Raw genomic sequence first — 14,237 nt, 5'->3', positions numbered from 1 at the left:
ATCTTCCGGCTCTGCAGGGCCTCGCCGCAGGAACCGCCGCTGTCGCGGACGATCACCGTCTTGCCGCCGCCCTTACCGCCGCCGGACGACACACTGCTCGTGCCGGTGCCGCAGGCGGCGAGGGAGGGAAGAGCGGCGAGGGCAGCCAGGCCGCCTGCTCAGCGCAGAAGCGCTCTCCGGCCGATCCGCGGATCACTCATGACAAATCTCCTAGAAGTAGCGCAATGGGGGCCAGAGCGGTGGGGTAGGGGGTGGAATCAGTGGGCGGGCATGCGGCCCGTCAGTGGTGCGGGGTGGCGATGGCGGCGAGATGCGTGCCGGGGCGGACGGAGAGTCCGTTCATGTTGTAGATGATCTTTCCGGTGGCGATGGCGGTGATCTTGCGCTCGGCGCCGTCGACCGGGTCGATGATGCGGCCGATGGTCTGCCCCTCGGTCACCTCGTCACCGGTAACCGCGTCCGGGTACCAGAGGCCTGCGGCCGGAGACTCGACGTCGCCCGTCCAGATCCAGTCCCGTGGCTGCACGGTCGGCTGCTTGACGCGCTCCGACGCCTCGATGGCACCGAGGTGGTGCAGGATCCGGTACAGGGCGTCGAGGAGCCTGCGCACGGTGGCGGGGTCGCGGTCGCCGAGTTGGCCGGTCTCGACGAGGATCGCGGGGATCCCCTGCCGGTTCGCCGCGGCGTGGCTGTTGCCGCCGTCCGGGCTGGTGCCGAAGATGGCCCGCTCGTATCCGACCGCGTGGGCCATCGCCCTGTTCTTCGCGTCCAGTTCGTCGTCGCCGGTCAGGCGGTAGCCGACGAAGTCGAGCAGGTACTGGTCGATGCCGCCGCTGTGCAGGTCCACGTAGGCGTCGGCGCCGTCGATCAGGTTCTCGAACAGCCAGGCCGCCATCCGGTCGGTGGGGCCGCCGTCCTTGTCGCCGGGGAAGACGCGGTTGATGTTGACGCCGTCCAGCGGGGAGATGTTGAGCCTGCCCCCGTACACGGCCGGCGGGTTGGCCACCGGGCAGATCACCAGCTGGCCGGCGACATCGTCCGGTTCCAGCAGCCCGGCCAGGCGGGTGGCAGCGTCGACACCGATGAACTCGCCGCCGTGGACACCACCGGTGATCACGACCCGGGGGCCGGGCCGGGAGCCGTTGACGAGGATCAGGGGCACCTCCGCCGTCGTGGGGCCGAGGTCGGCGGGCAGGCTCCCGCGGGTCTTCTGGCCGGGCTCGGCCCGCAGCGGGCCGATGGTCAGGGTCATGGCTTACCTCGTTCGGACTCAGGCCGCGGTGCGGCCGTTTGTGGTGATGAAGTCGATCGGCTGGGAGGTGCGGCCCTCCAGCGCGAGGTCGGCGGCGATGCCGCCCATGGCGGGCGAGAGCTTGAAGCCCTGGCCGGAGAAGCCGGCCGGCAGGGCACTTCCCGCGTTTCGCGGGCCACTCTCGTTCATTGCCTCAGTGGACGGTTGCCCGTCTCAGGACTGAACGGCCGAACGCAGCTCGGGCAGGGACAGGACCTCGTCCAGCGCGTCGACGTAGACATCCACATGCTCACGACGGAAGGTCATGGGCGGTTTGATCTTCAGTACGTTGTCGTGCACGCCATTGGGGAAGACGATGACGCCTCGCTCCTTCATGAGCTCGGTGACCATGAAGGCCTGCTCCGTGGCCGGCATCTTGGTGGTGCGGTTGCGGACCAGTTCGACGCCGAGGTAGAGCCCTTCTGCCCGCACGTCGCCGATGAGCGGTTGGCGCTGCTGGAGCTCGCGCAGCGACTGGGCGAAGTACCCGCCCACGCTCACGGCGTTCTCCCTCAGCCCGTCCTGCTCGACGATGTCGAGCACGGCCTCGCCGATCGCGCAGGAGACCGGGTTGCCGCCGAAGGTGTTGAAGTACTTCATGCCCGTGTCGAACGCGTCGGCGATCTCCCGAGTCGTGGCCACCGCCGCGAGGGGATGCCCGTTCCCGAGCGGCTTGCCCATCGTGACGATGTCCGGGACCACCCCCTGGAGCTCGAAACCCCACCAGGGCCCGAGTCGTCCGACGCCGACCTGGACCTCGTCGGAGATGCACAGGGCGCCCGCCCGCCTGGCAGCAGTGAACACGCCATCGAGGTAGCCGTCGGGGAACACGATGTTCCCGCCCGATCCCATCAGGGACTCGGCGATGAAGGCGGCCGGGGGTCGGCCGTCGGCCGAGATCCGCTCGATGACAGCCGCGGCGTCGCGCGCGTACTTGACTCCGGCGTCCGCGTCGTCGTACCCGTAGGTGCCGCGGTAGCGGTCCGGGATGACGACCTCGTGGGTGGTGGCGGGTGCACCGGCGCCGCCGGGGCCCTTGTAACGGTTCGGGCTGATCCCGGTCACCACTCCGGTGTTTCCGTGGTACGCGCCGTCGATGTTGACGATGTGCTGACGACCTGTCACCTGGCGGGCGATCCGCAGCGCCAGGTCGTTTGCCTCGCTGCCCGTGCACACGAGGAAGACGACCTCGAGCGGGTCGGGCAGCGTCGCTACCAGCTTCTGCACGTAACTGGCGATCTGCGGGTAGACGAAACGGCTGTTGGTGTTGAGCTTGCGCAGCTGCCGGGTGGCGGCGGCCGTCACCCGTGGCTCGGCATGGCCGACGTGGGTGACGTTGTTCAGCGAGTCCAGATAGGCCAGGCCGTCCTCGTCGTGGAACCACACGCCCCGCCCACGCACAAGGTTCATCGGGTTGCGGTAGTAGTTGCGCTGGGAGCGAGCGATGTGGCGACGGCGCACTGAGACGACGTCGTCGACGGTGGGGACCGCGGCGGGGGACTCGGTGAACCCGAAGAGCCGGGCGGGGTCAGGTGACAGGTGGCTCCACACCTGCCGTGCGGAGGGTGGCACGGCACGAGGCGGCGGCCACGTGGCCATCCGTGCGGTGCGGTGGACCTGTACCTGGACGCAGGGCCCGAGCGGGTCCGTCTCATCGCTCGCGCCGGCGCGTCCCAACGGCGCCCCGGCCGGGACTTTCGCCCCGACACGCGGCGAGTCGTCGAGTCCCCACCAGCAGGTCCAGAACTCCAGCCCCTCGACCGCGTGTCGCAGCACCAACGGCATACCGGGGCCACCGTGGGCCTCGACGACGCCGGACAGCGGGCTGGCAACCTCCTCGGCGTCTGCCACAATCAGCATGCCGCCGACCTGAACCGTCGCGGGCTCGTCGGCTCCTGGGCGGCGCCGGCCACCCAGGAGCAGCGATGCGCTGAGGTGGGGCACGTAGCCCCGCCGCCGCCGTCCGTCGAGGACGTCGTCGATGCTCGCGCGCACCGCCCTCGCGTCGTGCCAGTCGACTTCGTCGTAGAGATCACTTGCCGGTCGCAGGTCGATCAGCTGCGGGGCCGGTGCGTACGGGGCACCCTCTCGGGCCGCCTCTGCCAGGACCTCTTCCAAACCCCGCTGCTCCCGCGTCGGGGGGAGCCCACACGCGACCCGGAACGTCGCCTCGGCGACGTCGGGGCAAACCTCGGCCACCTGCGCGATCGCCGGCCAGGTGTGTTGCACGCGGGTCCGCCCGTACGGCGTGCCGCTCTCGGCGACCCGGCGCGTCCACGTCACGGCGTTCATGCACAGCCGGGCTGCCGCCAACGGATAGACAGCCGCCAGTTCCTCCGCCGTGAGGGGGAGCACCGAGTGGAAGCCGGCCACGACTTCGGCCGCCGCAGCGATCGGGTCGGCCTTGCGGACCATGGCGTAGCCCGCCGCGATCGCCACCTCCGCCGCGCGCACACTGTAGAGCGAGTCGCCCAGGTCGACGATGCCCGAGATCCGCAGCACCCCGTCCTCGTCAGCGTCGGCCAGGACGTTGGCGTCATTGAGATCCTGGTGTACGACGCTCCCAGGCAGTCGGTCCCATGCCGGCAGGAGAGCGTCGTACCAGCCCATGATCGTGCGCACCGACTCCCGTCGGTCCGCGTCCTGTACAGCGTGCAGCGACGCCTCGACGATCTCAGCGGCCCGGCGCATGTCCCAGTCGTGCGGTTGCAAGCCCACCGGTGGCTCCATGCTGGAGAGTCCGAGGCTCAGCCGCCCAGCGGCTTCTCCCAGCTGACGCAGAAGCGCCGCGGGGTGGTCGTCGAGATCCGCCAGGACCCGGCCCTCAAGCCAGCTCATCACGCGGACCACGTGCGTTCGGCCCTCGTGGACGACGCCGGCAAGGTACTTCCCCTCGCGTGTCGGGACCAGTCGTGGCACCGGAAGGTCGGGAACGGTGGAGGCCAGATGCTGGAGGAGTGAGTTCTGCCAGAGGACGTCGGCCGAGTCCGGCTCCGCGCGGGTGACCCGTACGAAGTAGCGCATGCCGTCATCGCCGGTGATCCGGACGTTCTGGTCGATCTCCCCTCCCAGTGGGTGCTGGACATATCCCTCGAGTCCGAAGGACTGCCGCAGCACGTGATCGAGAAGCGAGCCCGGCAGTTGGCCGGTGTGACCGGGGATGGTCGTTCCGTCCTGGCCGGTGGTGGTCGCTGAGGTCATCGGTGCGTTCTCTCTCTCGTCGTCAGGTCGCTCATCACTCACCGTGGGCCTGCGTCACGACGCTCGGGTCGTGGCCGGTCCCCCGCCGCCACTTGGGTCGGACCTTCGCCCGACGCTGTCAGTCGGCTCCCGGACGGTCCGATCGATGCGGTTCCCGGGAGGAGGCGGGCAGGGCGGCCGCGGCTGTGGTCTCAATCGCTTTACGGGCTGCAGAGATCTCGACCACGTCGGCGACCGGCAGGTCCAGGCGAACTCCCCCGTTCGGTACTTCGATGCCCCACTCCCACGGCTGCCGGGCCCGAACCAGGACGCGCTCCAACACCTGGTCGGCGATCAGGTCCGAGGTGGGCCGTCCGTCAAAGGCGGAGCGTTCATCGAGACCGGTCATCAGCTCACGCGGCGCCCGTCATGACGTCCCAGGTGACGTGCTGGTCCTCGACCCTCGCCTTGAGCTCGGCGTAGTCTCTGGGGGAGCCCTTGGTGATCTCGATCCCGCTCTGCCTGGCGAACCGGCTGGCTCGGCCGCCTTGGTCATCGCCTCCTGGTGGGCCCCGTAGCGGAAGGCTGAGACTGCCCCGAGGGACGCGGTGCCTCTCAGCAGCGCCTACTCAAGGTGACGGACCGAGGATCAGGTGCTTACGGATGCGCCATGGCTGCTCCAAGTGCGTGGTCATGTCACGAGCTCTCTCCAGCCCGAGGTGATGCGTCAGTGAAACACCGCGGAGAATCCGGCAACAAGGGACGCGAGGCCGCGACATCGGCCCTGTATTTTGTGCCTGTGCACATTTTCTGGCAGGAAGCCCCACCGGCATGTCAGCGGCATTTCCCGGAGACGGCCCCGTATCCGTCCGGTGACGGCTGTCGTCGCGAGGGGCGGTCCTCGTGAGCGGCCCGGCACGCCGCCAGGGTGGGGCCCGCCACGACGCCGTGCAGGCGATCGCGCGCCAGCTCCTCGAGGAACGACTCGACGAACTGACCTCTCGTGCTCTCAAACAGCTGGAAGCCGAGGAGGCCGCCTACGCGTCGGCGGACTGGGACCCGGTCCAGAAACGGGAGGGGATGCGACGAACCCTCGAACTCGCCCTGACCCGGCTGGCCGGCGGTCCCGTGCCCCGGACGGTCTCGCGCGCCACCGAGGACGTGGGACGCGAGCGAGCGGAACAGGCGTTTCCCCTGACCGCTCTGATGCACTCCTTCCAGCTGGACCTCAGGACCCTGTGGGAGGCCGTGCTCGCGGAGGGGCGAGCGCGTGGCATCAGCGCCGATCCCGACTTCCTCGACGGGTTGATCCGCGTCTGGGAGGCGACGGACGCCAACAGCGTCGAGGTCGTCGACGCCTACCGCCGCACCGAGCGCGACCTGGCGAGCCGTCGTACGGAGGTGCGCAACCGCGCCTTCAGCCGCCTCGTCCTGGAAGGGGAGCAGGATCCCTCCACGGTCGCCGAGGCCTCGACGTTGCTGGGCTTCTCCGAGCACGTCGCCTTGACCGTGGTCGTGGTCGAATCCGTTCCTACCGGGGACCCGGCTCTGTCCCAGGTCGACGATGCGCTGCGCCGGGGCGGCCTGCTGCGTCACTTCGGATGGATGGGCGACGAGCTCCTCGGAATCATCCGTCACGGACGGTGCGATCAAGAGACCACGCTTGCCATGCTCCGGCCGTTCGCTCCGTGGCGCTGCGGCGTCGCGGAAGTCCCCGGGCTGGCGCTGACGGCACGGGGCATCCGGTTCGCACGGGCCGCGATCCGCAGCTCCGCGCAGCCCGGAGTGCGGCACGTGGAGGGCCACTGGGTCGGGGCGATCATGTCGGCGCAGGAGGAGCTCACCGGTGCGATGGCCACCGGCGTGCTGCGCCCACTCCTCGGGCTGCGCGACAGCGACAGCATCGTCGAGACCCTGCGCTGGTACCTCGACCTGGGCTCGGTTGCTGAGGTGGCCGCACGCACCTACCGTCACCGGAACACGGTGGGCAACCGCCTGCAGGCCGCGGAAGAGGCGACCGGGCTGAAGCTGTCCAGACCGAACGACGCCGCCCGGCTGGTCCTCGCCCTGGCTTGGCTGGATACGGACGCGGGCGCCCGCTTCCGGGCGACGGTGTCCTGATCCACCGATTGCTGGACGGGTTGCGGCAACCGGCCGGGGACCGCGACCGAGAGAGCCGGAGCCAAAGCGCGGCGGTCAGAGGCCAAAGGCCCTTCATGAGGACGGCGGCCTTGGCGGCCGACAGCCCGGTCACGCCGCCGGGCGGCAGGGCGAAGCGGCGGCAGTTCGTGCCGGAGCCGCTCGCGGTGCCTCTCAGAGACTCAGCCGGTTCGGGCGGGAACCGCACCAGGTTCCTGACAGGAAATTGTGCACAGGCACAAAATACGCGGTCGATCTCGCGGCCTCACGTCCCTTGTTGCCGGATTGTCCACGGTGCTTCACTGACGCATCACCTCGGGTTGCAGAAAGGCTCATCGCACTCGGAGCAGCAATGGTGCTGCCGCCGACTACCTGATCAGCATTCACCGTCCCGGCCCTGTCCGGGGGCTCGCCCTCCAGCGGCGGCCCCTCGGGAACCCCCTCACCCCATGCCCAAGGTCGCCGCCAACGCCGCGGCAGCCTCCTGGACCCCCGATGCGGCGAACCTCGCCGCACTCGACGAGATCGTGACTCCCGGTGAACGGGGTGTCCGATACGCTCGGAAAGAGGTTGAACACCATGCGTCAGATCGTCACCTTCGATGCCTACGGCACCCTGGTCGACTTCCAGCTCGGCCCCACCACCCTGAAGGTCCTGGCCGACCGGCTGGACCTGGACCGTCTGAACGTCGACGAGTTCCTCGACGACTTCCGCATCATGCGGTTCCACGCCGTCCTGGAGGCATACCGCCCCTTCCGCGAGCTGCTGCCCGCCAGCCTGGAGATAGCGATGCGTCTGCACGGCCTGGAGTACCGGCAGTCCGACGGCGAGGCCCTGGTCGCGGCCGTGCCCACCTTCGGCCCCCACCCCGAGGTCCCGGCCGCCCTGCGGGCGCTGAAGTCCCGGTACGAGATCGCCATCATCTCCAACACGGACGACGACCTCATCGCCCAGAACCTGGCCAACATGGGCGTCGAGTTCGACCATGTCATCACCGCCCAGCAGGCCAAGGCGTACAAGCCGTCCCGGCAGAGCTTCGAGTACGCCTTCCAGACCATGGACATCGACCCAGCCCAGGTCATCCACGTCGCCCAGGGCTGGGAGTACGACCTCATCCCCACCCGCGACCTCGGCCTCGCTCGCCGCGTGTGGATCAACCGCTACGGCCACAACGGCTCCATCGGCGCCCGCGGCAGCGCCGACTACCAGCCCTTCGACGAGCTGCCCGACCTCTCCGGCCTGCCGGCCCTGCTCGGCTGCTGACCCCACGGCGACACGGCGATACAGGACAGAGAACGCAAAGGACGCACGCCATGAAGCAGATCCCCTACTGGCTCGACACCGCTCCCGCACTGCCCGACCGGTCCGGCAAGGACCTGCCGGACGAGGCCGACGTGGTGGTCATCGGCGGCGGCCTCACCGGACTGTCCACCGCTTACCACGCCGCCCGCAAGGGCGCCCGGGTCGTCCTCGTCGAGAAGGACAAGGTCGGCTCGGGAGCCTCCGGACGCAACGGCAGCCACTGCAACCCCGGCATCACCATCAGCCCGGCCGAGGCCCGCAAGCGCTACGGGATGGAGCGCGCCCGCGAGATCTACGATGCGTTCCGCGATGCGGTGGACCTCGTCGAGGAGCTCGCGGTCAGGGAGAAGATCGACTGCGACTTCCACCGTGCCGGGCGCCTCGGCGTCGCCTTCAAACCCCAGCACTTCGACGCCATGCGGGCCAAGCAGCGCGATCTGGCCGAGAACTTCGGCCACGACACGGTATTGCTGACCAAGAGTGAACTGCGCGCCGAACTCGGCTCCGACTACTACCACGGCGCGCTGCTCGACCCGCTCGGCGCGGCCCTGCATGTGGGCAAGTTCGTCCACGGCCTGGCCGAGGCCGCGGAACACGCCGGTGCGGAGATCCACGAACGGAACGCCGCCACGGGCCTGACGAGGACCCCCGGCGGCGGCTTCCTCGTCGAGACCATGCACGGCACCATCCGCGCCAAGCAGGTCATGGCGGCCACCGACGCCTACACAGACAAGGCGCTGCCCTGGTTCCGGAAGCGGTTGATCAACGTCGGCAGCTTCATCATCGTCACCGAACCGCTCGGCGAGGCGCGCGCTCGCGACATCATTCCCAACGGGCGCCTGGTGGTCGACTCCAAGAACGTCGGCCACTACATCCGCCTCACCCCCGACAACCGCCTCGCCTTCGGTGGCCGGGCCCGCTTCGCGCCCTCCAACCCGGCCTCCGACGTGAAGAGCGGGGACGTCCTGAAGCGGGAGATGACGGAGATCTTCCCGCAACTGGCGGGCGTCCGGGTCGACTACGTCTGGGGCGGCATGGTCGGCTTCTCCTGGGACCGCCTCCCGCACGCGGGTGAGGCACAGGGGGCCAAGGGCCTGTACTACTCCATGGGGTACTGCGGCCATGGAGTCCAGATGGCCACCTACATGGGCCGGGCGGTCGCCGAGATGATGGACGGCAGGCCGGAGGCCAACCCCCTGCGTGACCTTGGCTTCCCCAAGGTTCCCGTCCCCTTCTACAACGGCACCGCCTGGTTCCTGCCGTTCGGCGGCGCCTACTACAAGGCCAAGGACCGCCTGCGCTGACCAACAGCGATTCACCGGAAGGGCCAGTGGCGGTGTCCGCCCGCCACTGGCCCTTGCCATGTCGTTTCCGGCACTCGAAAAGCGCAGTCGCGGATCTCGTCACCGAGCTCGACGGCTGCCGTCCAGACCGAGGCGGGGTGCGAAAGCGCGAGGCCACGGGCGCACATCGAGGCAACGGCAACCCGTCCGGCGTCTTCGCGCGGTCCGGGCTCCAGCTCGCGGGCCTGTGCCACGCGTACTACGGCACCGACGGCTTCTCCACCGCGCTGCTGTCCCTGGACCGCCGTGCCGAACTCGCGGCGGTGATCGGAGCAACCGGTTCACCGGTCACGCCGGCCTCCCCGAACCTCAACGGCGTCACGACATCGCCGAGCTCACGGCCGCCAACGAACTCGACCTCGTCTGCATCGACCCGTCCTTCCGGGAACAGTTGGGCAGGTCGTCTGCGCGTACATCCTCAGATGGCCCTGCCCTCCGGCGGGTCCCCCGCCGACAGGATGCCGGCGCACCGTCAGGGCGCGTCCTCGACGGCCCGGTGATCAGGGCGCCGTGTGGAAGGTTCCGTATCCGCGCACTACGCGGCGATGACGGCGACTCCTGTCCTGCCCCCGTCGACGTCCACCACGGTTCCGTGCACGAAGGCCGCTTCGTCACTGGCCAGCCACACCACGGCATGCGCGATGGCGTCCGGCGTGCCGACGTCACCGGCGGGGGTGCCCTTCATCATGATCTGGCCCGGATGGGGCTCGCTGCCTTCCGGGGCAGGCGGGAGGATGACGCCCGGCGAGACGGCGTTCACCCGCACGCCCATCGGGCCGAACTCCGCGGCCCATGCTCGCGTGAGCGTCTCCATGGCTCCCTTGGTGGAGCTGTAGAGCGCGCCGAGAGGAACGCCCAGGCGCGCGATCCACGAGCCGAGGTTGATGATCACCCCGCCACCGGACTCCGTCATGCCCGGGACGACGGCAGCGGTGAGGAAAAACGGCGCCTTCACGTTCACTCCGTAGACCTTGTCGAACGTCTTCTCGTCGGTGGCGGTGGTGCCGGGGGCCGGATAGACGCCGGCGTTGTTCACCAGGATGTCGATCCGCCCGCCCACCGTCTCACGGGCCCGGTCGGCCAGGTCCTGGGAAGCCTCCGCACTGCCGTCCAGGTCCGCCACCAGGAAGTCGGCCCGGCCACCCGATGCACGAATTCCTTCGACGACGTGTGCCCCCCGTTCCCGGTTGCGTCCGGACACGATGACGTGGGCGCCCTCGGCTGCGAACGCTTCGGCGATCGCCTGCCCGATATTGCTGGTCGACCCCGTGACCAGCGCCGTCTTGTTCCGCAGTCGTTCACTCATGCCGCGATCTCCCTTGTCTGGCTGTGTGCGGACAACTGTGCGTCGCAGGAAATGGACCGGCAAGTCCAGACTGAGGGGGCTTCTCCCACCGTCGCCGGGGCCTCATGCCGGTAAAGTGGACCCGTTGGTCCATTGAGGCGGAGAGGAGGCAGGATGCCGGACGCGCCGACCGCGAAGGGCCGCGCCACCCGGGCCCGCATCGTCGAGGGGGCGGCCGAGGTGCTGCGCGAGCAAGGTGTCGCTTTCACGACGCTCGACGACATCCGCAGCCGCACCGGCACGAGCAAGAGCCAGCTGTTCCACTACTTCCCCGACGGCAAGGACGAACTGCTGCTGGCGGTGGCCCGGTTCGAAGCGGACCGCGTCCTGGAGGACCAGCAGCCGCACCTGGGGCGTCTGGACTCGTGGGAGTCCTGGCGCCAGTGGCGGGACGTGGTGGTGGAACGCTATGAACTCCAGGGCGACCACTGCCCCTTGGGGTCACTGTTCCTACAGGTCGGGCGGTCCCGCCCCGGCGCACAGGCGATCGTGACGGAGCTGATGCGCCAATGGAAGCAGCAGCTCGCCCGCGGCATGCGCGCCCTCCAGGCGAACGGCCTGGTGTCACCGGCCCTTGATGTGGACCGGACGGCCGCCGCGCTGCTGGCGGGCATCCAGGGAGGCGTGACCATCATGATGTCCACGGGCGACTCGACCCACCTCAAGGCGGCCCTCGACACCGGCATCGAACACCTCCGCGCGACGGCAGGCGAACCGGTACGGACCTGACAGCCTCGGGGTGTCGCCACGGCTCGGCGGCGCAGGCAGGTCAGTGGGCTGCCGCGGAAGCTGTCTTCTTGCGGGCGCGATACGCGGCTGCCTTGATCTTGTTGCCGCAGGACTCCATCCCGCACCACTGCCGGCGCATGCCCCGCGAGCGGTCGATGTAGGTGCGGGTGCACTCCGGGTTGCCGCACTCCTTGAGGAGGGGCACGTCCGGCCCGCTCAGGAGCTCGATGGCATGGCGCGCCACCATGGAGAGGGCTTCCTCCGGCGTTGCCTGCGTCCATCGCCCCGACGGAGTGAGCTGCGGCACCGCGGGCGGCTTGCGTGCCGCGTTGTTCACCACGGTCAGCGCCGCGCCGTCGTACTCCTCTCCGAGCCGGCGGGCGGTGATCAGCTGATACATGGCTTCCCGGACGGTCGTCGCGTGTTCGACGTCGGCCTCCTGACTGGGAGAGACCGCATCGACGATGCCGGACTCCACGTACCATGCGTTCAGCCTGTCGGGCGTCGCGAACATCTCGAAGCGCACCGAACGGCGCGCTCGCAGCGTTGCGGCGAAGTCGAGTGCCGGGTTTCCGCACACGAAAACATGATCTAGGTTCACATCACCATCCTGACAGGTGACTGTTACACCGGGCAAGATTCGTCACCCGCCGACACGGCGGCCGGTCGGTCGCTCCTGGCTCTTGACTCTCAGAGGCCCAGGTCGGTTGCGAGGCAGGAGAAGGTCGTCCACGATGCTTCGGCGTTGCGGGTGTCCCTCGCCGGGTCGTTCGGCGTCGCCTGCTTCTCTTCGGTCATGTCCTCGAAGCGGACACGCTCGGGCAAGGCGCCGAACCGCGCATGGCGTACCGCGGCAGCGCCGTCCACGAGGCTCTGACTTTCCATAGCAATCCTCCAGTGAGTCGATGGTGAGTCACCCCTCAAGAGGGTGATCCACGGTGTTTGGCCGACGTCTGGTCAGAAACGGTCCACGTCGATGACGGCCTGGGCGAACGCGGTGGGTGCCTCCTGAGGCAGGTTGTGGCCGATCCCCGGCAGGGTCCGGTGCTCGTACTTGCCCGTGAACCTGTCCCGGTACGAGGCGCCGTTGCCCGGGGCGGTGAAGGGGTCCCGCTCGGCGTCGAGGGTGATGGCGGGCACTTCGATGACCGGCCGCGTGGCAAGCCGCTTCTCGAGTGCGTCGTAGCGGCGCTCCCCGTCGGCGAGGCTCAGCCGCCAGCGGTAGTTGTGGATGACGACGGCCGCGTAGTCGGGATTGTCGAAGGCTGCCGCGGTGCGCTCGAACGTGGCGTCGTCGAAGTCCCACGTCGGGGAGACGGTGTCCCAGACGAGCCTGGTCAGGTCGTGGCGCAGGGTCTTGTCCTCCATGGCGAGCCGGCCTCGCTCGGTGGAGAAGTAGTACTGGTACCACCAGGCGTGTTCGGCTGTGGGTGGCAGCGGCTTCAGGTTGGCCGCGAGGTTCGTGATGAGGTACCCGCCCACCGACACCAGGGCCCTGCAGCGTTCGGGCCGGAGTGCGGCGACGATGTCGGCGGTGCGTGAGCCCCAGTCGAAGCCGGCCAGAACGGCCCTCTCGATCTTCAGGGCGTCCATCAGGGCGATGACGTCGAGGGCGATGGCCGACTGCTGGGCATTCCGGAACGTCCGGTCGGAGAGGAAGCGTGTCGTGCCGTGGCCGCGCAGGTACGGGACGATCACCCGGTAGCCCTCCTCGGCCAGCAGGGGGGCGACGTCGACGTAGCTGTGGATGTCGTACGGCCAGCCGTGCAGGCAGATCACCACGGGACCGTGGGCGGGGCCCAGTTCGGCATAGCCGACGCTCAGCAGGCCGGCCCTGATCTGCTGCAGCTGCGGAAAAGTGGTGTGCGCGCCGGGGACGACGGTGGGAACGGTCGACACCGCGGATGCACTCCGAGTGACGGCGGACGCGGTCTGCAGGCCCTGCAATCCGGCCAGCGAAACGGCGGCCGCGCCTGTGCCCACTCCCAGGGCCTTGCCGAAGCTACGCCTGTTGATCATGTGCATCCCTCCGCGCGTTGACGTGCACCGGTTGGTGCGACGACTGACTGTCGCACAGGGAATCATCACCAGTCAAACCGGTGACTCTCATTCGACGCTCACCTAGCTCCTGCGGTCATCTAGGAGATGATCCAAGCGTTCGAACTCCAGGCGAGCTCAAGCCTTTCACTGTCATCACCGCCTTGACCGGTGACGAGCGGGGCTGCGAGTATCCAGTCACCACTTGAACCGGTGACGCAAGATGCGTCCTGCCGGGAGCTTCAATACAGAAATGGGAGAGCAGTCATGGCAGTCAGCTACACCGCCGTCGTGAACGTCGACGGAGAGGGCCGCAACGGCGGCCGTGTCCGGTCCGAGGACGGACTTCTGGAGACCACTCTGGCCATCCCGAAGGAGCTGGGCGGCGCGGGCAATGCCACCAACCCCGAGCAGCTGTTCGCCGCGGGCTGGGCGGCCTGTTTCCTGGGGGCTGTGCGCCGCGCTGCCGCCGAGCGCAAAGTCAGGCCTGCGAGCATCGCCGTCACCGCCGAGATCACACTCACCCACGATGACGAGGGCGAGTTCGGTCTGGCTGCGATTCTCAACGTCGAACTCGGCGGCGTCGACCAGGAGACCGCCACGGAACTGGGCGCCGCCGCCCATCGGATCTGCCCCTACTCCAAGGCCACGCGCGGCAACATCCCGGTCACCGTCCACGCCACCGCTGCCTGACAGAACAGCCCTGAGCCGCGGCGCGTCGGGGGCGGGCGGGCGGGGGGGCCCCCCCCCCCCCCCGCCCCCCCGCGCCCGGTGCGCGGCCAGTCCGTCCGGAGCCCTCCCCGGCAGCCTTGGTTGCCGCCGGCTGCTCAGGGGAGACATGCGTGGGCGGCGCCGGAGCTTCTACCGGCGC

The 14,237-nt window shown here is 69.2% G+C and carries 14 protein-coding genes; 6 read left to right on the top strand and 8 right to left on the bottom strand.

The features are described from left to right. Positions 1-280: 280 nt before the first annotated feature. The 4 genes from ACF08N_RS16705 to ACF08N_RS16690 form a co-directional block, all read right to left on the bottom strand. Positions 281-1,252 carry a succinylglutamate desuccinylase/aspartoacylase family protein gene (locus ACF08N_RS16705; RefSeq protein ID WP_392325342.1) on the bottom strand — a complete coding sequence of 324 codons (972 nt, stop codon included), beginning with the start codon at positions 1,250-1,252 and terminating at the stop codon, positions 281-283. Positions 1,253-1,270: 18 nt separating this feature from the next. Beyond that, a complete protein-coding gene (locus ACF08N_RS16700) occupies positions 1,271-1,441 on the bottom strand; it encodes a hypothetical protein (RefSeq protein ID WP_392325341.1) in 171 nt (56 codons plus the stop codon). 24 nt (positions 1,442-1,465) lie between these two features. Next, positions 1,466-4,492, bottom strand: coding sequence for an aminotransferase class III-fold pyridoxal phosphate-dependent enzyme (locus ACF08N_RS16695; RefSeq protein ID WP_392325340.1), 3,027 nt, complete (start codon positions 4,490-4,492; stop codon positions 1,466-1,468). A gap of 118 nt (positions 4,493-4,610) precedes the next feature. Next, positions 4,611-4,880, bottom strand: coding sequence for a hypothetical protein (locus ACF08N_RS16690; RefSeq protein WP_392325339.1), 270 nt, complete (start codon positions 4,878-4,880; stop codon positions 4,611-4,613). Positions 4,881-5,374: 494 nt separating this feature from the next. On the opposite strand from ACF08N_RS16690, the gene ACF08N_RS16685 reads away from it, so the two are divergent. The 4 genes from ACF08N_RS16685 to ACF08N_RS16670 all read left to right on the top strand — a co-directional run bounded on the left by ACF08N_RS16685 (position 5,375) and on the right by ACF08N_RS16670 (position 9,755). Next, positions 5,375-6,592 (top strand): helix-turn-helix domain-containing protein, encoded by a 1,218-nt coding sequence (locus ACF08N_RS16685; protein ID WP_392325338.1) that lies wholly within the window; start codon positions 5,375-5,377, stop codon positions 6,590-6,592. A gap of 597 nt (positions 6,593-7,189) precedes the next feature. Further along, positions 7,190-7,873, top strand: a complete 684-nt coding sequence (locus tag ACF08N_RS16680) for a haloacid dehalogenase type II (protein ID WP_392325337.1) — start codon at positions 7,190-7,192, stop codon at positions 7,871-7,873. A gap of 50 nt (positions 7,874-7,923) precedes the next feature. Beyond that, positions 7,924-9,216, top strand: a complete 1,293-nt coding sequence (locus tag ACF08N_RS16675) for an NAD(P)/FAD-dependent oxidoreductase (protein ID WP_392325336.1) — start codon at positions 7,924-7,926, stop codon at positions 9,214-9,216. A gap of 137 nt (positions 9,217-9,353) precedes the next feature. Continuing rightward, a complete protein-coding gene (locus tag ACF08N_RS16670) occupies positions 9,354-9,755 on the top strand; it encodes a DUF6817 domain-containing protein (protein ID WP_392325335.1) in 402 nt (133 codons plus the stop codon). Positions 9,756-9,790: 35 nt separating this feature from the next. Here the strand turns inward: ACF08N_RS16670 and ACF08N_RS16665 are convergent, their stop codons facing one another. Next, complete coding sequence (locus ACF08N_RS16665) at positions 9,791-10,561, bottom strand: SDR family NAD(P)-dependent oxidoreductase (protein WP_392325334.1); 771 nt, start codon at positions 10,559-10,561, stop codon at positions 9,791-9,793. 153 nt (positions 10,562-10,714) lie between these two features. On the opposite strand from ACF08N_RS16665, the gene ACF08N_RS16660 reads away from it, so the two are divergent. Continuing rightward, positions 10,715-11,329: a TetR/AcrR family transcriptional regulator gene (locus tag ACF08N_RS16660; RefSeq protein WP_392325333.1), complete on the top strand. Its 615-nt coding sequence runs from the start codon at positions 10,715-10,717 to the stop codon at positions 11,327-11,329. A 40-nt stretch (positions 11,330-11,369) separates the two neighbouring features. On the opposite strand, the gene ACF08N_RS16655 is transcribed toward ACF08N_RS16660, so the two are convergent. From ACF08N_RS16655 to ACF08N_RS16645, 3 genes are all read right to left on the bottom strand, one after another. Next, the gene (locus tag ACF08N_RS16655; RefSeq protein ID WP_392325394.1) at positions 11,370-11,930 is read right to left on the bottom strand and encodes a CGNR zinc finger domain-containing protein; all 561 of its coding nucleotides are present in this window, start codon (positions 11,928-11,930) and stop codon (positions 11,370-11,372) included. 89 nt (positions 11,931-12,019) lie between these two features. Next, on the bottom strand, positions 12,020-12,214 hold the full coding sequence (locus ACF08N_RS16650) for a hypothetical protein (RefSeq protein ID WP_392325332.1): 195 nt from the start codon (positions 12,212-12,214) through the stop codon (positions 12,020-12,022). A 72-nt stretch (positions 12,215-12,286) separates the two neighbouring features. Next, the gene (locus ACF08N_RS16645; protein ID WP_392325331.1) at positions 12,287-13,348 is read right to left on the bottom strand and encodes an alpha/beta fold hydrolase; all 1,062 of its coding nucleotides are present in this window, start codon (positions 13,346-13,348) and stop codon (positions 12,287-12,289) included. A 285-nt stretch (positions 13,349-13,633) separates the two neighbouring features. Between ACF08N_RS16645 and ACF08N_RS16640 the strand changes: the two genes are divergently transcribed. Then, the gene (locus ACF08N_RS16640) at positions 13,634-14,059 is read left to right on the top strand and encodes an organic hydroperoxide resistance protein (RefSeq protein ID WP_392325330.1); all 426 of its coding nucleotides are present in this window, start codon (positions 13,634-13,636) and stop codon (positions 14,057-14,059) included. Positions 14,060-14,237: the final 178 nt, after the last annotated feature.

This window comes from Streptomyces sp. NPDC015127 (assembly GCF_043080095.1).
Lineage (GTDB): Bacteria > Actinomycetota > Actinomycetes > Streptomycetales > Streptomycetaceae > Streptomyces.
This window is presented reverse-complemented; position numbering and strand designations above follow the sequence as displayed.